The sequence below is a fragment of the Streptomyces sp. NPDC016309 genome (assembly GCF_043077235.1).
Classification (GTDB): domain Bacteria; phylum Actinomycetota; class Actinomycetes; order Streptomycetales; family Streptomycetaceae; genus Streptomyces.
The window spans coordinates 250,777-269,056 of sequence record NZ_JBIBSG010000004.1; the positions used below are offsets into that span (position 1 = coordinate 250,777).

18 protein-coding genes are annotated in these 18,280 nt (G+C 72.3%); 7 read left to right on the top strand and 11 right to left on the bottom strand.

From position 1 onward, the window contains the following. The first annotated feature begins 28 nt into the window (after nucleotides 1-28). From ACF068_RS12030 to ACF068_RS12040, 3 genes are all read left to right on the top strand, one after another. Nucleotides 29-340, top strand: coding sequence for an SCO5918 family protein (locus ACF068_RS12030; RefSeq protein ID WP_392274087.1), 312 nt, complete (start codon nucleotides 29-31; stop codon nucleotides 338-340). Between the two features lie 158 nt (nucleotides 341-498). Further along, complete coding sequence (locus ACF068_RS12035) at nucleotides 499-1,554, top strand: biotin/lipoate A/B protein ligase family protein (RefSeq protein WP_392274088.1); 1,056 nt, start codon at nucleotides 499-501, stop codon at nucleotides 1,552-1,554. Nucleotides 1,555-1,846: 292 nt separating this feature from the next. Beyond that, a complete protein-coding gene (locus ACF068_RS12040; protein WP_392274089.1) occupies nucleotides 1,847-2,542 on the top strand; it encodes an esterase/lipase family protein in 696 nt (231 codons plus the stop codon). 77 nt (nucleotides 2,543-2,619) lie between these two features. Here the strand turns inward: ACF068_RS12040 and ACF068_RS12045 are convergent, their stop codons facing one another. From ACF068_RS12045 to ACF068_RS12065, 5 genes are all read right to left on the bottom strand, one after another. Continuing rightward, nucleotides 2,620-3,621, bottom strand: a complete 1,002-nt coding sequence (locus tag ACF068_RS12045) for a TIGR03842 family LLM class F420-dependent oxidoreductase (protein ID WP_392274090.1) — start codon at nucleotides 3,619-3,621, stop codon at nucleotides 2,620-2,622. Between the two features lie 9 nt (nucleotides 3,622-3,630). Further along, nucleotides 3,631-5,040 (bottom strand): dihydropyrimidinase, encoded by a 1,410-nt coding sequence (hydA, locus tag ACF068_RS12050; RefSeq protein ID WP_392274091.1) that lies wholly within the window; start codon nucleotides 5,038-5,040, stop codon nucleotides 3,631-3,633. A gap of 27 nt (nucleotides 5,041-5,067) precedes the next feature. Beyond that, nucleotides 5,068-6,366, bottom strand: coding sequence for an aspartate aminotransferase family protein (locus ACF068_RS12055; RefSeq protein ID WP_392274092.1), 1,299 nt, complete (start codon nucleotides 6,364-6,366; stop codon nucleotides 5,068-5,070). Beyond that, on the bottom strand, nucleotides 6,363-7,205 hold the full coding sequence (locus tag ACF068_RS12060; protein WP_392274093.1) for a nitrilase-related carbon-nitrogen hydrolase: 843 nt from the start codon (nucleotides 7,203-7,205) through the stop codon (nucleotides 6,363-6,365). Before ACF068_RS12060 ends, ACF068_RS12055 begins: the two co-directional genes overlap by 4 nt. A 180-nt stretch (nucleotides 7,206-7,385) precedes the next feature. Beyond that, nucleotides 7,386-7,775, bottom strand: a complete 390-nt coding sequence (locus ACF068_RS12065; RefSeq protein ID WP_392274372.1) for a PPOX class F420-dependent oxidoreductase — start codon at nucleotides 7,773-7,775, stop codon at nucleotides 7,386-7,388. A 132-nt stretch (nucleotides 7,776-7,907) separates the two neighbouring features. Here ACF068_RS12065 and ACF068_RS12070 point away from each other — a divergent pair, with 132 nt between their 5' ends. Continuing rightward, a complete protein-coding gene (locus ACF068_RS12070) occupies nucleotides 7,908-8,273 on the top strand; it encodes a hypothetical protein (RefSeq protein ID WP_392274094.1) in 366 nt (121 codons plus the stop codon). Between the two features lie 163 nt (nucleotides 8,274-8,436). Here the strand turns inward: ACF068_RS12070 and ACF068_RS12075 are convergent, their stop codons facing one another. Then, on the bottom strand, nucleotides 8,437-9,294 hold the full coding sequence (locus tag ACF068_RS12075) for a GNAT family N-acetyltransferase (protein ID WP_392274095.1): 858 nt from the start codon (nucleotides 9,292-9,294) through the stop codon (nucleotides 8,437-8,439). Nucleotides 9,295-9,672: 378 nt separating this feature from the next. After that, nucleotides 9,673-11,475 carry a gamma-glutamyltransferase gene (ggt, locus tag ACF068_RS12080; protein ID WP_392274096.1) on the bottom strand — a complete coding sequence of 601 codons (1,803 nt, stop codon included), beginning with the start codon at nucleotides 11,473-11,475 and terminating at the stop codon, nucleotides 9,673-9,675. 104 nt (nucleotides 11,476-11,579) lie between these two features. Between ggt and ACF068_RS12085 the strand changes: the two genes are divergently transcribed. Beyond that, on the top strand, nucleotides 11,580-12,359 hold the full coding sequence (locus tag ACF068_RS12085; protein ID WP_392274097.1) for a hypothetical protein: 780 nt from the start codon (nucleotides 11,580-11,582) through the stop codon (nucleotides 12,357-12,359). A 57-nt stretch (nucleotides 12,360-12,416) separates the two neighbouring features. Here ACF068_RS12085 and ACF068_RS12090 read toward each other — a convergent pair whose 3' ends face one another. After that, nucleotides 12,417-12,932: a DinB family protein gene (locus tag ACF068_RS12090; RefSeq protein ID WP_392274098.1), complete on the bottom strand. Its 516-nt coding sequence runs from the start codon at nucleotides 12,930-12,932 to the stop codon at nucleotides 12,417-12,419. Between the two features lie 170 nt (nucleotides 12,933-13,102). Between ACF068_RS12090 and ACF068_RS12095 the strand changes: the two genes are divergently transcribed. Next, nucleotides 13,103-14,287: an Ig-like domain-containing protein gene (locus ACF068_RS12095; RefSeq protein ID WP_392274099.1), complete on the top strand. Its 1,185-nt coding sequence runs from the start codon at nucleotides 13,103-13,105 to the stop codon at nucleotides 14,285-14,287. A gap of 132 nt (nucleotides 14,288-14,419) precedes the next feature. Further along, nucleotides 14,420-16,090: an alpha/beta fold hydrolase gene (locus ACF068_RS12100; RefSeq protein WP_392274100.1), complete on the top strand. Its 1,671-nt coding sequence runs from the start codon at nucleotides 14,420-14,422 to the stop codon at nucleotides 16,088-16,090. A 164-nt stretch (nucleotides 16,091-16,254) separates the two neighbouring features. On the opposite strand, the gene ACF068_RS12105 is transcribed toward ACF068_RS12100, so the two are convergent. From ACF068_RS12105 to ACF068_RS12115, 3 genes are all read right to left on the bottom strand, one after another. Further along, complete coding sequence (locus tag ACF068_RS12105) at nucleotides 16,255-16,686, bottom strand: DUF6278 family protein (protein ID WP_392274101.1); 432 nt, start codon at nucleotides 16,684-16,686, stop codon at nucleotides 16,255-16,257. Between the two features lie 48 nt (nucleotides 16,687-16,734). After that, entirely contained in the window at nucleotides 16,735-17,514 is a 780-nt protein-coding gene (locus ACF068_RS12110) for an exodeoxyribonuclease III (RefSeq protein WP_392274102.1), read from the bottom strand. Nucleotides 17,515-17,593: 79 nt separating this feature from the next. After that, the gene (locus ACF068_RS12115; protein ID WP_392274103.1) at nucleotides 17,594-18,226 is read right to left on the bottom strand and encodes an MBL fold metallo-hydrolase; all 633 of its coding nucleotides are present in this window, start codon (nucleotides 18,224-18,226) and stop codon (nucleotides 17,594-17,596) included. Nucleotides 18,227-18,280: the final 54 nt, after the last annotated feature.

Consider the following 18,280-nt stretch of genomic DNA (forward strand, 5'->3'; position numbering starts at 1 on the left):
CCGCCCCCTCCTACCCAGCCGAGGCCCCATGCGCTGCGTCATCGCCCGTTTCCCGTTCGACCTCGACAAGCACCAGGTGCAGCAGTCGATGAAGGGCGTGAAGCCCGAGCCCATCACCGGCGGGTCCGTGCTCATCGGGCGCCGTCACTACCCGGTCAAGCAGGTCGGCGAGGTCATCACGCGGCAGGACCGCCGTGACTTCACCGCCGCCGAGGTGACCCGGGCGCTCACCCGCCTGGGGTTCACCTGCACCACGGCCACGGCCGCCCCGGCCGCCGCCCTCAGCCCGGTCCAGGCGGCGTCGGCGATGCTCGGCGCACCGGACGGCGTCGCGGTCTGACGGAGGAGCGGTGGCCGGGGCACCGTCACCGGCCGCCCCGGCCACCCTCCGGCTCCTCCCGCCGTGATCCGGCTCCTCCCGCCGTGATCCGGCTCCTCCCGCCGTGATCCGGGCATAGGCTGACATGACGGTCGGTTCGGGGACGGGAGGCGGCGGACGTGCACGGTGAGTACAAGGTTCCGGGCGGCAAGCTCGTGGTGGTGGACCTCGACGCGGAGGACGGGGTGCTGCGGCGGGTGCGGGTCGGCGGGGACTTCTTCCTGGAGCCCGACGAGGCCCTGGTCGCCATCGACCGTGCCCTGGAGGGCGCGCCGGCGGACACCGACGCGTCGGGGCTGGCGGCCAGGATCGACGCGGCGCTGCCGCCCGGGACGCAGATGTTCGGCCTCACCACCGAGGGGATCGGGGTCGCCGTACGGCGTGCCCTGGCGCACGCCACCGACTGGACCGACTACGACTGGCAGCTCGTCCACGACGGGCCCCAGCCGCCCGCCCTGCACATGGCGCTCGACGAGGTGCTCACCGGTGAGGTGGCCGCCGGGCGCCGGCCGCCGACGTTGCGGGTGTGGGAGTGGGGCGCGCCGGCGGTGGTGATCGGCAGCTTCCAGTCGCTGGGCAACGAGGTGGACCCGGAGGCCGCCGAGCGGCACGGCATCACCGTGGTGCGCCGGATCAGCGGCGGCGGGGCCATGTTCATCGAGCCCGGCAACACCATCACGTACTCGCTGTCCGTGCCGGAAGCACTGGTCCAGGGCCTGTCGTTCACCGACAGCTACGCCTATCTGGACGACTGGGTGCTGGGGGCGCTGGGCGACATGGGCATCAAGGCCTGGTACCAGCCGCTCAACGACATCGCCACCGAGGCGGGCAAGATCGCCGGGGCGGCGCAGAAGCGGGTGGTGGGCGGGGCGGGGGCCGTCCTGCACCACGTGACCATGGCGTACGACATCGACGCCGACAAGATGACGGACGTCCTGCGCATCGGCCGGGAGAAGCTCTCGGACAAGGGGACGAAGAGCGCCAGGAAGCGGGTCGACCCGCTGCGCCGCCAGACGGGGCTGCCGCGCACGACGGTGATCGAGAAGATGATCGGCTCGTTCCGCGAGCGGTACGGGCTGTCCGAGGGCGCGGTCACGGACGACGAGATGGCCCGCGCGCGTGAGCTGGCCCGGACGAAGTTCGGCTCCCCGGAGTGGACCGCACGGGTCCCGTGACCCGGGTGCCCCGCCGGGGCCGCTGACAGGGGCGGGCCGCCGGTGGCGGGCCGCCTTCCGCTTTTTTCGCGCACACCTCTTGCCCTTCGCCGTCTACCAGGCAGTAACCTCCTCGCACCCTCATCCGGTACCGGTGCCGCGTTCCTCCCGTGCCCGCGGTCTCCCGGTCCGCCGGCCGCTTCCTCGTGCCCTCCCGCGATCCGGGACGAGCGACACGACGCTCCCGAGCCCCCCTCCGGCGTTGCCGCGCCGTTCGTCCCCTCCGCTCCGCACGACTCGTGAGGTCATCATCGTGAGAAGACACCTGACCGTGGCCGTCATGGCCGCCCTCCTGCTGTCCCCGCAGGTCCTGTCCCCCGCCGGCGCCGCCGACCCGGCCGCGGCGGCCCCGGGCTTCGGCGCGGGCAGCCACCCGGTCCTGTTCGTGCACGGCTACAACGGCAGCGCCGCCAACTGGGACACCATGGCGGGCCGGTTCCGGGCCGACGGATGGCCGGCCTCGCACCTCGACCAGTGGGCGTACGACTCGCGGCAGTCCAACGCCACCACCGCCGAGCGGCTCTCCGTCGAGGTGGACCGGCTGCTGGCCGCGACCGGGGCGTCGAAGGTCGACGTCGTCACGCACTCGATGGGCGGGCTGTCCTCGCGCCACTACGCCAAGAACCTCGGCGGCGACGCGAGGATCGACGCCTGGGTGTCGCTCGGCGGCCCCAACCACGGCACGGACTGGGCGAACAACTGCTTCGACACCTCCTGTTACGAGATGCGCGCCGGTTCCGCCTTCCTGACCGCCCTCAACTCCGGTGACGAGACCCCGGGGGCGCCGCGCTACGCGACCTGGTGGTCGCCCTGCGACACGATCATCAACCCGGACAGCAGTGTCGCCCTGTCCGGGGCCACCAACACCCAGACCTCGTGCCTGAGCCACAACGGACTGCTGACCGACGCGACGGTCTACGCGAAGGTGCGCGACACGATCAACCGCTGACGGGACCGTGCGGGGGCGGCCGCCGGCCCTCCGTCCGGCGCCCGCCGCCCGGGCGCACGCCCCGCGAGGATTCGTCCCTAGGAGTTCAGCGCGGGAATGATCTCGGCGCCGTACGCGTCGATCGTCGCCTCCTTGGCGTCGTGCATGTCGTAGAGCGCGAACTGGTCGACGCCCAGGTCGCGCAGCGCCTCCAGCTTGGCGATGTGGGCGGCCGGCGGGCCCAGCAAGCAGAAGCGGTCGACGATCTCGTCGGGCACGAACGCGGTGGACGGGTTCCCGGCGCGGCCGTGGTGGCTGTAGTCGTAGCCCTCGCGGGTCTTGATGTACGAGGTGAGGGCCTCGGGCACCAGGCCGGAGTGCTCGCCGTAGCGGCCGACCAGGTCGGCCACGTGGTTGCCGACCATGCCGCCGAACCAGCGGCACTGGTCGCGCGCGTGCTCCAGGTCGTCCCCGACGTAGGCGGGCGCGGCCACGCAGACGGTCAGCGAGGCCGGGTCGCGGCCCGCCTCCTCGGCCGCCCTGCGCACCGCCTTGACCATCCACTCGGTCAGGAACGGGTCGGCGAGCTGGAGGATGAAGCCGTCCGCCTTCCGCCCGGCGAGCGCCAGGGCCTTCGGCCCGTACGCCGCCATCCAGACGGGCAGTTTCCCGTCGCGTACCCAGGGGATGCGCAGCGGCTGTCCGTCGACGACCGCCTCGCGCCCCTCCGCGAGGTCCCGGATGACCTCGATGGCCTCGCCGAGCCGGGCGAGGGTGTTGGGCTTGCGGCCGGCGACGCGCATCGCGGAGTCGCCGCGTCCGATGCCGCACACGGTCCGGTTGCCGTACATGTCGTTGAGGGTGGCGAAGGTGGAGGCGGTGACCTCCCAGGTCCTGGTGCCGGGGTTGGTGACCATGGGGCCGACGGTCAGCTTGCTGGTGTGCTCCAGGATCCGGCTGTAGATGACGAAGGGTTCCTGCCACAGCACGGCGGAGTCGAAGGTCCAGCCGTAGCGGAAGCCGTTGCGTTCCGCCCGCCGCATCAGACCGACCACGGCGGAGCCCGGTGGGTCGGTCTGGAGGACGAGTCCGAAGTCCATGACGGGCTCCTAGTTCAGGTACTGGCAGGTGGAGCGGGGGGTGTAGACGCCGTGACCGGCCCGGCCGGTGTAGGTGCCGCGGTCGATCACGACCTGGCCGCGCGACAGGACGGTCTCGACCCGCCCGGTGACGGTCTTCCCCTCGTACGCGGAGTAGTCGACGTTCATGTGGTGGGTGGCCGCGGAGATGGTCTGCACGGTGTGCGGGTCGTAGACGACGACGTCGGCGTCGGCGCCCGGCGCGAGGGTGCCCTTCTTGGGGTGGAGCCCGAACATCCGGGCCGGGGCCGTGCAGGCGATCTCGATCCAGCGGCGGCGGCTGATGTGTCCGTCGACGACCGCCTGGTGGAGCAGGTCCATGCGGTTCTCCACGCCGGGCAGGCCGTTGGGGATCTTGGAGAAGTCGCCGCGGCCCAGCTCCTTCTGCCCGCTGTAGCAGAAGGGGCAGTGGTCGGTGGAGACCACCTGGAGGTCGTTGGTGCGCAGGCCGCGCCAGAGCGCCGCCTGGTGCTCGCGCGGCCGCAGCGGTGTGCTGCACACGTACTTGGCTCCCTCGAAGCCCGGCTCGGCGAGGTTGTCGGTGGACAGGAAGAGGTACTGGGGGCAGGTCTCGCCGAACACGTCGAGGCCCTTGTCCCGGGCGGCGGCGATCTCGGCCACGGCCTCCTCGGCGGAGACGTGCACCACGTACAGCGGAGTGCCGCCGGCGACCCGGGCGAGCTGGACGGCGCGGTGCGTGGCCTCCGCCTCCAGCAGCACCTTGCGCACCTCGCCGTGGTGGCGGGGGTCGGTCTCGCCGCGGGCGAGCGCCTGTTCGACGAGGACGTCGATCGCGATGCCGTTCTCCGCGTGCATCATGACCAGTCCGCCGTTGACGGAGGCGCGCTGCATCGCACGGAGGATCCGGCCGTCGTCGCTGTAGAACACGCCGGGGTAGGCCATGAACAGCTTGAAGGAGGTGACGCCCTCCTCGACCAGCAGGTCCATCTCCTTGAGGGAGGCTTCGTTCACGTCGGAGAGGATCATGTGGAAGCCGTAGTCGACGGCGCACTTGCCGTCGGCCTTGGCGTGCCAGGCGTCCAGTCCGTCGCGCAGCGCGTGCCCCATCGACTGGACGGCGAAGTCGACGATGGTGGTGGTGCCGCCCCACGCGGCGGCGCGGGTGCCGCTCTCGAAGTCGTCGGAGGCGAAGGTCCCGCCGAAGGGCAGTTCCATGTGGGTGTGGGCGTCGACGCCGCCCGGGATGACGTACTTGCCGGTGGCGTCGATGGTCCGCCCGGCCGTCCAGGACTCGCTGATGCCGGAGCCGTGGGCGGCGAGGGCGGCGATGCGGCCGTCCTCGATGAGGACGTCGGCGTGGGTCTCGTCGGTGGCGGTGATGACGAGGCCGCCGCGAATGAGGGTGCGCGTGCTGGTCATGGTGGTTCGGCCCCCTTCGGCCAAGTCCTAGATGGAGCGCAGGGCCCGTTCGAGGATCGCGGCGCCTTCCTCGGCCTCGGCGACGGTCAGGGAGAGGGGCGGGGCGATCCGGAGGGCGCTGGTGTTGTGGCCGCCGCCCTTGCCGATGAGCAGTCCACCGTCACGGGCGGCCTCCAGGACGGCCGCGGCCGCCCGCGGGTCGGCCTCGTCGGAGCCGGGCCGCACCAGTTCGATGCCGAGCATCAGGCCCCGGCCGCGGACCTCGCGCACGTGGTCGAGGCCCGCCCCGATGGCGCGGAGCCGCTCGGCGAGCAGTCCGCCGACGCGCCGGGCGTTGCCCTGGAGGTCGTGTTCCAGGAGGTACGACAGGTTGGCGAGGCCGGCGGCCATGGTGACGGGTGAACCGCCGAAGGTGGAGATGGAGTTGGCGTCCAGGCAGTTCATGACCTCGGCCCGGGCGACGACCCCGCCGATGGACATGCCGTTGCCGATGCCCTTGGCGAAGGTGAGCACGTCGGGCGGGCCGCTCGCGGCGTGCGCCTGCCAGCCCCAGAAGTGCTCGCCGGTGCGGCCCCAGCCGGTCTGCACCTCGTCGGTGATCCACAGGATGCCCCGGGGTGCGAGGACCTCGCGGAAGGCCGCGTACAGCCCGTCGGGCGGGGAGGTGAAGCCGCCGACGCCCTGGATGGGTTCGGCGATCAGCGCGGCGACGTCCCCGGTGTGCCCGAGCAGGTCCTCCAGGTCGGCGACGCACGCCTCGATGAACCGGGCGTCGGACAGGTGGGCGTAGGGGCCCCGGGAGCGGACGCCGCCGTGGACGTACAGCGTCTGGAGCGGGGAGAGGGTGGTCGGGGTCCAGGCGCGGTTCCCGGTGATGGAGACGGTGGAGAAGGACCGGCCGTGGTAGCTGTTGCGCATCGCCAGGATCTGGTTGGTGCGGCGGTGGGCCGTGGCCAGCAGCAGCGCGGTGTCGTTCGCCTCCGTACCGGAGGTGGTGAAGAAGACCCGGGCGTCGGGGATGCCGGAGAGGCGCGCGATGCGCTCGGCGAGCTCCACCATGGGGCGGTTGAGGTAGAGGGTGGAGGAGTGGATGATCCGCCCGGCCTGTTCGGTGACCGCCTTGGTGACCTCGGGGAGGGCGTGGGCGGTCATGGTGGTGAGGATGCCGCCGAAGAAGTCGAGGTAGCGCTTGCCGGTGGCGTCCCAGACGTACCGTCCCTCGCCGTGGGTGATCTCGATGGGGTCCTGGTAGTAGAGGGAGACCCAGTCGGGGATGACGGCCCGGTGGCGGGCGAGCAGGTCGGCCGCGTGGAGGTCGTGGGTCATGGCTTCATCAGTCCCTCGTACGCGTCGGGGCGGCGGTCGCGGTAGAAGGCCCAGGTCTGCCGGACGTCGTCGATGAGCCGGAAGTCGAGGTCGCGGACGAGCAGTTCCTCCTGCTTGTCGGAGGCCACGTCACCGACGAACTGCCCGCGGGGGTCCACGAAGTAGCTGGTGCCGTAGAAGTCGTTGTCGCCGTACTCCTCCTGTCCGACGCGGTTGATCGCGGCGACGTAGTAGAGGTTGGCGACCGCGGCGGCGGGCTGTTCGAGCTGCCAGAGGTGGGAGGACAGGCCGCGGTGGGTCGCCGAGGGGTTGTACACGAGCTGGGCGCCGTTGAGGCCGAGTTGGCGCCATCCCTCGGGGAAGTGGCGGTCGTAGCAGATGTAGACGCCGACGCGGCCGACGGCGGTGTCGAAGACCGGCCAGCCGAGGTTGCCCGGCCTGAAGTAGTACTTCTCCCAGAAGCCCCTGACCTGGGGGATGTGGTGCTTGCGGTACTTGCCGAGGTAGGAGCCGTCGGCGTCGATCACGGCGGCGGTGTTGTAGTAGAAGCCGGGGCCGTCGACCTCGAACACCGGGACGACGATCACCATGCCGGTCTCGCGCGCGAGGTCCCGCATCCGCCGGACGGTCGGGCCGTCGGGGACGGGTTCGGCCCAGCGGTGGTGCTCGGGGTCCTGCACCTGGCAGAAGTAGGGGGCGTTGAACACCTCTTGGAAGCCGATGACCTGGGCGCCCTGCCGGGCCGCCTCGCGGGCGTGCTCCTCATGCTTGGCGATCATGGATTCGGTGTCGCCCGTCCAGGTCGCCTGGACGAGGGCGGCGCGCACGATGTGGGACATGAGCTGCTCCTTCGGCACGGCGTCAGAGCCTCTACGCACGTAGACGAGGTGCGTAGAAAGCGAACGTAAGCCTCGTCACACCCCTGGGCAAGACCGCCGCCAGCAACCGCCGGAGTCGATCATGTTTCGTACCCGAGTGGTCCACACCGGGCAGGGAAGCGGCCCGGACCGGACAGCGGATTACCGGGGACTTTCGTCCGGGAACCGCACCGCTATCCCGACGTGCGGCCGCCTGCCCCGCCGCACCAGCGCGGCCGGCAGGTCGACGAGCCAGAACTGCACGCCGTACTTGCGGGCCAGCAGCCTGCGCACGCCTTTGACGTCGTCCAGCAGCCGCGCCGTGCCCTCGGCGCCCGCCGCGCCGTCCGCCACCCGGCCGCGCACGTCGCAGGGGGTGACGACGACCCGGCTGTCCCGGCGCAGCCGTTTGACCTTCCAGGAGTCCTCGCGGGTCCAGACGTACAGTTCACCCCCGTCCACCGCGTACCAGACCGGTGTGGCGACCGGCGTCCCGTCCTTGCGGAAGGTGGTCAGGCTGACGTAGCGGCCGTGCCGCAACCCCTCGGGCATCACGGCCGCGAGCCTACGGGACCGGCGCGCCGCGCCACAGCGGGTCCGGCGAAGAAGCCGGGGCGTCGCCGGGCGCTGTCCACTTCACGACGGGCCGGTTCCCGGACGGCTCCGGGCGGGCACCCCGCGGGCATGACACCACCGTGCCGCATCCCTCCCGACCGGGACCCCGAGGTCACCAGGACGGTGTACGCCGTGGGCCGCGACCTCGGCGTCTCGGAGAAGGTCATGCCGGCCGCCTTCGAGGCCGGCTGGGTCGAGTCGCACATGAACAACCTGGACTGCGGCGACAAGGACTCGCTGGGCGTGTTCCAGCAGCGCCCCAGCCAGGGCTGGGGAACCCCCGAGCAGATCATGCGCGTGCCGTACGCGGCGGAGCGGTTCTTCCGGCGGGCGGTCGACGTCGAGCGGCGCGCGCCCCACCTCACCGCGGGCGGCACGGCGCAGGAGGTGCAGCGCTCCGGACACCCCGACCGCTACGACGCGGCGGAGGCGTAGGCGCGGGCCCTGCTGGAGGAGGCGATGGCCCCGCCCGGCGGCCGCTAGGGAGTGTCCGGAAAGTATCGGCGTCCGCCCGGAGGGCGGGGGCCGCGGTGTACGGACGGGGGCCCGCGCGTGCTGACGGCCCTGTGAGCCCGTCGTACGGCGTGGGCGCGGGCCGTCAGTAGAGGATGGACGGCAGGTAGGCCCCGGCCGGCTCGTTGTAGAGGCCGACGGTCATCAGGCTCATGAGCTGCTGGACCTTCAGTCCCTTGCCGAGGCACCACTGCAACAGGGCGCTGTCCCGCGCCGGTACGAGGATGCCGGGACCGCCGAAGGAGGGCGCGGCCGCGATGAGCGCCCGGACGTCCTCGGTGGTCTCGCCGACCGCGTGGGCGAAGAACGACAGGTCCGTGGCGTACCCGGTGATCCGGCCGCCATGCTCGGTCACCCGTGCCGTGCCCGCCGTGACGGCGTCGGCCAGTTCACCGCCCCGGTCGACGCCGTGGACGCGGCGGCACAGGTCGTCGCAGGCCGCCAGGTCCGCCTCGGTGGCCGCGCGCACCTCGTAGCCGGGCACCACCCCGCCGATCGGCGGGCCCTGGAGGCAGGCCACCGTCTCGCGGAACACGAACCCGAGCCCGGCGTACAGCGCGAACGAGCGGCAGTGGTAGCCGCTCTGCAACAGCCGGATGCCCGGCGCCCGGCGCTCGGTCGCCCGCCGCAGGACGTCCAGCATCAGCCGGCGCCCGATGCCCCCGTCCTGGACGACCGGGTCCACGGTGATCGGCCCGACGCCGGCCACGGGGGACCGTTCGTCGAGGCAGTTGCTGCCGACGATCCGGCCGCCGGACTCGGCGACGACGGTGTAGAAGCCGGGGTGGCCGAGCACCGTACGGAACATGTCGGTGGCCGGTCGGGCGCCCGGCATGTCGGACGCGAAACCGTGCGCGCGGGCGATGCCGTCGAAGGCCTCGAAGCAGATCCTGCCGCACTCCTCGGCGTCGCCCGGCCGTCCGGGCCGCAGTACCACGTCCATGACCACCGCTCCTCCCGCCCGCCGACGGCCCGGTGGGCTCTCCTTCCATCCAACGGGTCCCTCACCGCTCCGGCAAGACGACCATGAGCCGACGAGACGCACGCGGTGCTCCGGGGCGTGGGGGCCGGTGGTCCGGGACACCGCGGACCGGTGGTCCGGGGTACGGGCCGGCGGAACCGGACCGTACGCCTCGCTCGGCGCGATGGCTTGCTCCCCGCCCACCTCCGCGAGCGGGGCGCCCGGCACCCGGCCTGCTCATCGGCGCCGGATCACGGCACTCGGCCGTCGGCGCCCGCACCTCGCCGCGGCCACGTCGGCGATCGCGGCGAGGCGCGGTGCCGGGCGTCGAGAGCCCGGCAGGATCGGCCGGATCACCCCCTACGGGCGGCCGGCCGGGTGGACGACCATGGCCGAGCCGCCGCCGCGGCGGGTCTTCTCGGCGGCGGCGAGCCACCGGCCGTCGGGGAGGCGCTGGACGCCGGTGGCGGCGCCGATCTCGGGGTTCTCGCGGAAGGCGTGGCCCAGGGCCTCCAGCCGGGCGCGCACCGGGCCGGCGTAGAGCGCCGGTTCGAGTTCCGTGGTCGGCTGGTTGCGCTGGCTGGCGCGCGGGGCGGCGATGGCCTCGACGAGCGGGAGGTCACGGTCCAGGACGCCCGTCAGGGTCTGGAGGACGGTGGTGATGATGGTCGCGCCGCCCGGGGAGCCGAGGGCCAGCACGGGCCGGGCGTGGTCGTCGAGGACGATGGTGGGCGACATGGAGGAGCGGGGCCGCTTGCCGGGACCGGGGAGGTTCGGGTCGTGGACGGCCGGGTTCGCCGGGGCGAAGGAGAAGTCGGTCAGCTCGTTGTTGAGCAGGAAGCCGCGCCCGGGCACGGTGATGCCGCTGCCGCCGGTGGACTCGATGGTCAGGGTGTACGCGACGACGTTGCCCCACTTGTCGGCCACCGTCAGGTGCGTGGTGTTCTCCCCCTCGTACGTCGTCGGCGCCGCCGTCCCGCCCGTGGCGCACGGCTCGGGGTGGCGGGGGTCGCCGGGGGCGAGCGGGCTGGTGAGCGCCGCGTCGTCGCGGACCAGGCAGGCGCGCGAGTCGGCGAACCGCTGGGAGAGCAGCCCCTTGACGGGGACGTCCTCGAAGGCGGGGTCGCCGACCCAGCGGCCCCGGTCGGCGAAGGCGATGCGGCTGGCCTCGATGAACCGGTGCAGGTACTGGGCCTCGGTGAGGGACGACAGGTCGGTGCGTTCGAGGATGTTGAGCGCCTCGCCCACGGTCGTGCCGCCCGACGAGGAGGGCGCCATGCCGTACACGTCCAGGCCGCGGTAGGAGAGCTTGGTGGGCTTGCGCCGCACCGTGTCGTACCGGGCGAGGTCACGCTCCGTCAGGTCACCGGGGCGGACCTTGCGGGTGGCGCCCTGCCGGACGGGCGGCTCCTGGACGGTGCGGACGATGGCACGGGCCAGCTCGCCCCGGTACAGCGCCCCGGAGCCCTGGCGGCCGAGCTTCTCGTACGTCCGCGCGAGGTCGGGGTTCTTGAAGACGGAGCCGACGGCGGGCAGCCGGCCGCCCGGCAGGAACAGCTCCGAGGAGGCGGGGAAGTCCCGGAACCGGGCCTCGTTGGCCTGGGTCTGCGCGCGGAAAGTGGCGTCGACGGTGAACCCGTCGCGCGCCAGCCGTTCGGCGGGCTTGAGCAGTTCCCGCAGCGACTTGCTGCCCCAGGCGTCGAGCGCGGCCTCCCATGTCGCGGGCGTGCCCGGGGTGCCGACGGACCGTCCGCTGGTCATGGCCTCGTCGAAGGGGATGGGCTTGCCGTTCTCCACGAAGAGCGAGGCGTCCGCGGACAGCGGGGCCGTCTCGCGGCCGTCGATGGTCCGCACGGTGCGGGTCCTGGCGTCGTAGTGGACGAAGTAGCCACCGCCGCCGATGCCCGCCGAGTAGGGCTCGGTGACGCCGAGGGCCGCCGCGGTGGCGACCGCCGCGTCGACGGCGTTGCCGCCGCGCCGCAGCACCTCGATGCCGGCGGCGGAGGCGTCCGGGTCCACGCTGGAGACGGCCCCTCCGTAACCGGCCGCCACGGGTTGCTTGACGGGAGCGGTGCTCTCCGTCGGCGGTGCCGCGGCACCGACCGACAGGACCGTGGCGGCGACAGTGGCGAGCGAGACGTTACGTACGTGGGACCGACGCATCCGTACCTCCAGTCAACGACCGTCCGGGCAGCCTAACTTCGCGGACAGCCCGTCGCCAGGACCGCCTCGAACGACGTTTCGCTCCCCCGCTACCATGCGCGCCCATGTATGAAGACCTGCTCAACATCCTGCTCGGCGTCATCGCCACCGGGGTCAGCGCGTCGCTCGGCTGGATCGCCCGCACCGCGCTGTGGCGCCGCAAACTCCGCCGTAAGCAGGCCTTCTACGGGCTGCCGGGGAACGCCGAGTGCCTGCTGGTGGTCAACCGCGACTCGGGCAGCGACGGCGCCGTGCGCCGCTTTGACGTGTTCGCGCTGCTGGAGCTGTCGGCCCTCATCAAGGACTGCGGCGCGCACGCGCGGATCGTCCCGCACGACGTGGCGCAGCAGGGCTTCGGCGAGCGCACCGAATTCTGCCTCGGGGGGCCGGCCTCGAACAGACGCATGGCCGCGCACCTGGCGACCCTGCTCCCCGGTGTGCAGGTCAACGTGGACGTGGAGCCGAGCCCCGAGCGCGGCGCGTTCAGGATCGGCCCGGACCTGTACCCGGTGGACGGGGGGACGACGGAGTACGCCATCGTGGCCCGGCTCACCGCCGGGGAGGGCGCCCGGCCGGTGTTCCTCTTCTGCGGCCAGCGCGCGATCACCAACCAGGCGGCCAGCCGCTACCTGGTCCGCCACCAGGAGAAGCTGGCCCGGAAGTACGGGACCGACGGCGCCTTCGTCCTGCTGCTGAAGGTCGTCAATTCCGAGGCGTACGGTCCCGACGTCGTCGAGCTGGTCGCCGACGTGACCCGGGCGGCGCGGTCGGCGCCCACGCCCACGGCCACGCCCGCGTCGGCAACGGCACCGCTGCCGGACGCCGGTGAGCGGCGGCGCGGTTAGCGGCGGGCGCGGGCGGTCGGCCGGGCGGGGCCGAACGGGCGGGGGCGGGGGCGGGGGTCAGACGCCCGTGCGGCCGTCGAGGAGTTCCCGGAGGACGTCGAGGTGGCCGTTGTGGCGGGAGGTCTCCTCGATGAGGTGGAGGAGGATCCAGCGGAGGTTCGGGTGGCGGCCGTCGCGGATGGAGCGCCGGGCCGTCGCGTCCAGGTCGTGTTCGGCCACGAGGCGGCGGTAGCGGGCGCTCTGCTCCTCGTACTCGGCCAGCAGCGTGGGCAGCGGGATGTCGACCGCTGTCCGCATCTCGGGGTCCGGGTCGTCGTCCGTGGCCTCCGTGAGCGGCCCCTCGGGCTCCTCGCCGAGGAACACCACCTGGATCCAGTGGTGCTCCACCCAGCGGAGGTGGCTGATCAGCCCGCACAGCGTCATCAGCGGTGAGCCGGGGAGCGGAGCCTTGCGGGCGTCCTCGGCACGGACGCCCTCGCACTTGGCGAGCGCCGTGGCACGGGCGTAGTCGAGGAAGGTGGCCAGCTGCGTACGCTCGTCCCACGCGGGAGGCGTATCGGTTCGTGGTGTCATCGCGGGAAGTGTCCAGCACCCGCACGGGGGTGTCGAGCGATTAAGCGCGGGAGCGGGCCGGGCGGCGCGCAATACGGCACGAGGGGAAATTTCCGGCACCCTCCGGGCAACCCGCGGCCTCCGATCACCCTCTCAGCAGGGGACGAGCAATCGCATCGGAGGTTTTCCAGGTGACCCGCACACGCCCGCGCAGCCCCTTCCGCACCGCCGCCCTGTCCGGCACCGCGGTCCTCGCCGCGGCCGCCCTGACCGCGTGCTCGGGCGGCTCCGGGACGGCGGAGGCCGACGGCAAGGACGCCCGGCCGGAGACCCGGATCTCGGTGAACCTGTCCGGCAAGCAGGCCAGGGCGGGCGAGCCGGTGAAGGTGACCCTCGCCGAGGGCCGGCTCCAGCAGGTCACCGTCACCGACTCGAAGGGGGCCACGCTCAGCGGCTCGGTCTCCGCCGACGGGCGGACCTGGACCTCTGCCCGCGCGGCCGCGCCCGGCACCGGGTACACGGTGGAGGCGCGGGACGCGGAGGGCGGCAGCGCGAAGGCGGAGTTCGCGACGGCCGCGCCCGCCAAGGTGAACAAGCTGACGCTGGCGCCCGGCAAGAACAGCACGGTCGGCATCGCGCACCCGCTGTCGGTGGTCTTCGACCACCCGGTGAAGAACAAGGCGGAGGTGGAGAAGCACCTCAAGGTGACCACGTCGGACAACACGGCCGGCTCGTGGGGCTGGATGGAGGACTGGTCCGGCAAGGACCGGGTCGACTGGCGGCCCCGCGCGTACTGGAAGCCCGGCACCAAGGTGACCCTCCGGGCGGAGCTGAACGGCGTCGACTCGGGGGAGGCGGGCGGCTGGTTCGTCCGCGACTACACGACCACCATGACGATAGGGAAGAACCAGGTGGTCAAGGCCGACCTCGACACGCACCGGCTGACGCTGCTGCGCGACGGCCGGGAGATCAGGGACATCCCGATGTCGGGCGGCACCCCGGGCGGCGACAAGGCCTCCTGGCGCGGGAAGACGGTGCTGATGTCCAAGGAGGGCACGATCAACATGCGCTCCGAGACCGTGGGCCTGGGCGACGCGTACGACAAGATGGTCGACTATTCGATGCGCCTGACCTGGTCCGGGATGTACGCGCACGCCGCGCCCTGGAACGCCCGTTACATGGGCAGCGCCAACAAGAGCTCCGGCTGCCTGGGCATGGACACCCCGGACGCGCGCTGGGTGTACGAGCAGGTGCAGGTGGGCGACCCGTTCGAGGTCACCGGGGGCGACGCCAAGGGCACCCAGGCGCTCAACAACGGCTACGGCGAGTGGAACCTGTCGTGGGCGGAATGGCAGGCGAAGAGCGCGCTCCGCTGACATCTCGTCCCACGACCACGCGACCCACAATCGTTACCGGCGCGTAACTTACCCATGGGTTACCTCCGGTAAGTCCCCTGTGTTTTCCTTCGGTTGACCATTCAAGCGATCACCGCGACGGGGGAACGAACCGTGGGCAAGCAGCGCGCATTCCTGCGTACGACGACGACCGGCGCCGTTTCGGCCGCCCTGCTGGCCGGGACGGCCCTGGGGTTCGCCCCCGCCGCCGCGGCCGGAGAGTCCGGCGCCACGACGGCGACGGGCGCCACGACGGGCGGCGCCACGACGGCGGCGGGCGCCACGACGGGCGGCGCCACGGTGGCCGGCGTCACCGGGACGACCGGCGGGATCCGGTTCGTCGACATCCTCGGCGACGGCGGCACCGTACTGAAGGCCAACGTCGTCACCCCCGCGGACGCCGACGGGACCCGGCGGTACCCGGTGATCGTGCTGCCCACCAGTTGGTCGATGCCGCAGATCGAATACGCCGCCCAGGCCAGGAAGCTCGCCGACGCCGGCTACGTCGTCGTCAGCTACAACTCCCGTGGCTTCTGGCAGTCGGGCGGGAACGTCGAGGTCGCCGGTCCGCCGGACGTCGCCGACGCCTCCAAGGTCATCGACTGGGCACTGGCCCACACCCCCGCCGACCCCGAGCGGATCGGCATGGCCGGCGTCAGCTACGGCGCCGGCATCAGCCTGCTCGCCGCCGCCCACGACCCGCGCGTCAAGGCGGTCGTGGCGATGAGCGGCTGGGCCGACCTGATCGAATCGATCTACAGCGGCCGTACACAGCACCTCCAGGCGGCGGCGATGCTGGGCGGCACCGGCTACCTCACCGGGCGGCCGAGCCCCGAACTCCAGCAGACCCTCAAGGACTTCCTCGCCTCCAACCTCGACAAGGAGGAGGAGATGATCGCGTGGGGCGCCAAGCGCTCCCCCGCCTTCCAGCTCGACCGGATCAACGCCAACGGCACGGCGGTCATGCTGGGCAACGCCTGGGGCGACACCATCTTCCCCCCCAACCAGTACGCCTCCTTCTACGAGAAGCTGACCGGCCCCAAGCGCCTGGAGCTGCGGCCCGGCGACCACGCCACCGCCGAGGCGACCGGTCTGCTCGGCCTGCCCAACGACACCTGGACCAGCGCCCACCGCTGGTTCGACCACCACCTCAAGGGCGTCGACAACGGCATCGACCGCGAGCAGCCGGTCCAGCTCGCCCCACGGACCGCCGGCGGCTACGAGGGGTATCCCGACTGGAAGTCGGTCGGCGCGGCCGAACGCAAGATCGCGCTGGGCGGGACGAAGAAGGTGTACGCCAACGTCGACTCGGGCGCCAACGGCGGCATCGTGATGCTCTCCAGCATCCTCGACCAGTTCCTGAAGCTCCCGCCCACCGCCTCCATCCCCCTCCTCCCCCGGCCCTTCGCCGCCGTGTGGCAGTCCGAGCGGTACGGCTCCGCGCAGCGGGTGCGGGGAACGGCGAAGCTGCACACCACCGTCACCAGCACCGACTCCAGCGGGACCCTGGTCGCGTACCTCTACGACGTGGGCCCGCTGGGCATCGGCAAGCTGGTGAGCAATGCGCCGTACACCTTCCACGGCAAGACGCCGGGCCGGCCGTTCGCCGTGGACCTGGAGCTGTTCTCCACCGCCTACGACGTCCCGGCCGGGCACCGGCTCGCCCTGGTCGTCGACACCGTCGACCCGCTGTACATCGAGCACAACCCGTCCGGCGCGCGGCTGACCTTCTCCTCGCCGGCGTCCGACCCGTCGTACGTGTCGGTCCCGCTGCGCGAGGAGTGATCTCCGGCCGCCACCGGGCGGGCCCGGCCCATCGGGTCCGCCGGCGCCGCCCTGCCCCCTTCTCCGCTGTGTCGAGGTCAGCGCAAACTATCCAGCCCGAAAAGGGACTTAACCTCTCGACACGCATAAAGGCGGCATAAGCCGTATAACCACCCTGTCACGGGTCAGCCCTCGGCGGCCTCCCCGTACATCTGGGACAGCTCCGGAGAACCGCTGATCGCCCAGTCCAGACCGGCCTCGACGACATGGATCTCCCGGCCGGAGACCAGCCGGACGACGGGGTGGCCGCTCGGCCGCAGGTGCCACTGCGCGCCCGGCACCGTCCGTACGATGACCGTACCGAGGTACAGGCCCGCGTCGTTGCCCAGCCAGGGCAACTCCTCCGGGTCGTCCCGCCAGCGGGGCAGGAGCTGGTCGATGGCCTCCAAGGAGCGGGGCGTGTCGTCCAGTTCGACCCCGAACGCCTGCATCCGCGCGCGCAGCAGGTCGCACTCGGCGAGCATGTCGGCCACCGCCTCCGGGTCGCGCTCCACCGCGGAGGGGGCGTGCCCACCGCCGTACCGCTTGCGCCAGGCGTCCAGGAAGGGGATGTTCATACCGCCCAGCGTCGCACCGAACCCACCGGGCGCACTACAGGACACCCCCTAGACGTCGAGGTCGACGACGACCGGGGCGTGGTCGGAGGCACCCTTGCCCTTGCGCTCCTCGCGGTCGACGTAGCTGTCCTTGACCGCGTCGGCGAAGGGCTTGTTGCCGTAGACCAGGTCGATGCGCATGCCCCGGTTCTTGGGGAAGCAGAGCTGGCGGTAGTCCCAGTAGGTGAACGGGTGGTCGTACTTCAGCGGACGCGGCACCACGTCGGCCAGCCCGGTGTCCCGCAGCCCGGCGAGCGCTGCGCGCTCCGGATCGGTGACGTGCGTGGAGCCCTCGAAGAAGGCGCGGTCGAAGACGTCGTCGTCGGTCGGGGCGATGTTGAAGTCGCCCAGCACCGCGAAGGGGCGGGGCCCGGCCGCGTCCTCGGCGACGGCCGTCTTCAGCGCCTCCAGCCAGCGCAGTTTGTAGGCGTAGTGCTCATGGGCCACTTCACGTCCGTTGGGCACGTACACCGACCAGGCCCTGAGGGGGCCGCAGGTCGCGGAGATGGCCCGCGGCTCGGCCACGCCGTCGTACTCGGGACCGCCGGGCAGGCCGTGGACGACGTCCTCAAGGCCGACGCGGGAGACCAGGGCCACGCCGTTCCACCGGCCGGTGGCGTGCACCGACGAGGCGTACCCCAGCTCGCGCAGCTCGTCCGTGGGGAACTGCTCCGCGGTGCACTTGGTCTCCTGGATGCACAGCACGTCCGTGCCGCTGCTCTCCAGCCAGGCCAGCAGCCGCGGCAGCCGGGCGGTGATCGAATTGACGTTCCAGGTGGCGATGCGCATGCCCCACAGCCTAATGCGGCCCTGTGACAACCACGGGCCGTACGTCCGGCGCGGCCGGGGCTCCCGGAGGGCCGGGGCGTCAGACGTCGCGGGAGTCCCCGGGGGTGAGCCGGCCGTGGTCGGCGCCGCCCAGTGCGCCGATCTGGCGGTCGTAGATCGGCCGGGCGAGGTCGGTGAGCAGCGCGTCGTGGATGTCGATGGCGCGCCGCGGCTTCACCTCGCGCACGTAGTCGATGACCTCGGAGATCTTGTTCCAGGGGGCCATCACCGGGAGCATCAGGGTCTCGACCGGGTGGTCGGGGACGGTGAGCGCGTCACCGGGGTGGAAGAGGGAGCCGTCGACCAGGAAGCCGATGTTGGTGATCCGGGGGATGTCCGGGTGGATCACCGCGTGCAGTTCGCCGTGCACCTGGACGTCGAAGCCGGCCGCCGAGAAGGTGTCGCCGTGGCCGACCGTGTGGACCCGGCCGGGGAACGCCGCCGAGAGCTGCTCCGCGACGCTGCGCAGCGTCCAGACCTCGACGGCGGGGTCGGCCTCCAGGGCGGCCCGCAGCCGCCCCTCGTCGAAGTGGTCGGGGTGCTCGTGGGTGACCAGGACGGCGTCGGCGCCCAGGGCCGCGTCCTGTTCGCTGAACCCCCCGGGGTCCACGACGAGGGTGCGCCCGTCCTTCTCCAGCCGGATGCAGGCGTGGGACTTCTTGGTCAGCTTCATGGGGCGTCCTCTCGTCAGGGAGTGTCCGCGAAGTGTCGGCGTCCGCCCGGAGGG

Excerpts from the sequence above, each read along its gene's own strand:
- ACF068_RS12090 (WP_392274098.1), bottom strand. The coding sequence starts at position 12,932 with ATGACACCACGAACCGATACGCCTCCCGCGTGGGACGAGCGTACGCAG.
- hydA (WP_392274091.1), bottom strand. The coding sequence starts at position 5,040 with ATGACCAGCACGCGCACCCTCATTCGCGGCGGCCTCGTCATCACCGCC.
- ACF068_RS12085 (WP_392274097.1), top strand. The coding sequence starts at position 11,580 with ATGTATGAAGACCTGCTCAACATCCTGCTCGGCGTCATCGCCACCGGG.
- ACF068_RS12045 (WP_392274090.1), bottom strand. The coding sequence starts at position 3,621 with ATGGACTTCGGACTCGTCCTCCAGACCGACCCACCGGGCTCCGCCGTG.
- ACF068_RS12030 (WP_392274087.1), top strand. The coding sequence starts at position 29 with ATGCGCTGCGTCATCGCCCGTTTCCCGTTCGACCTCGACAAGCACCAG.
- ACF068_RS12110 (WP_392274102.1), bottom strand. The coding sequence starts at position 17,514 with ATGCGCATCGCCACCTGGAACGTCAATTCGATCACCGCCCGGCTGCCG.
- ACF068_RS12060 (WP_392274093.1), bottom strand. The coding sequence starts at position 7,205 with ATGTCCCACATCGTGCGCGCCGCCCTCGTCCAGGCGACCTGGACGGGC.
- ACF068_RS12115 (WP_392274103.1), bottom strand. The coding sequence starts at position 18,226 with ATGAAGCTGACCAAGAAGTCCCACGCCTGCATCCGGCTGGAGAAGGAC.
- ACF068_RS12055 (WP_392274092.1), bottom strand. The coding sequence starts at position 6,366 with ATGACCCACGACCTCCACGCGGCCGACCTGCTCGCCCGCCACCGGGCC.
- ggt (WP_392274096.1), bottom strand. The coding sequence starts at position 11,475 with ATGCGTCGGTCCCACGTACGTAACGTCTCGCTCGCCACTGTCGCCGCC.
- ACF068_RS12065 (WP_392274372.1), bottom strand. The coding sequence starts at position 7,775 with ATGCCCGAGGGGTTGCGGCACGGCCGCTACGTCAGCCTGACCACCTTC.
- ACF068_RS12070 (WP_392274094.1), top strand. The coding sequence starts at position 7,908 with ATGACACCACCGTGCCGCATCCCTCCCGACCGGGACCCCGAGGTCACC.
- ACF068_RS12075 (WP_392274095.1), bottom strand. The coding sequence starts at position 9,294 with ATGGACGTGGTACTGCGGCCCGGACGGCCGGGCGACGCCGAGGAGTGC.
- ACF068_RS12105 (WP_392274101.1), bottom strand. The coding sequence starts at position 16,686 with ATGAACATCCCCTTCCTGGACGCCTGGCGCAAGCGGTACGGCGGTGGG.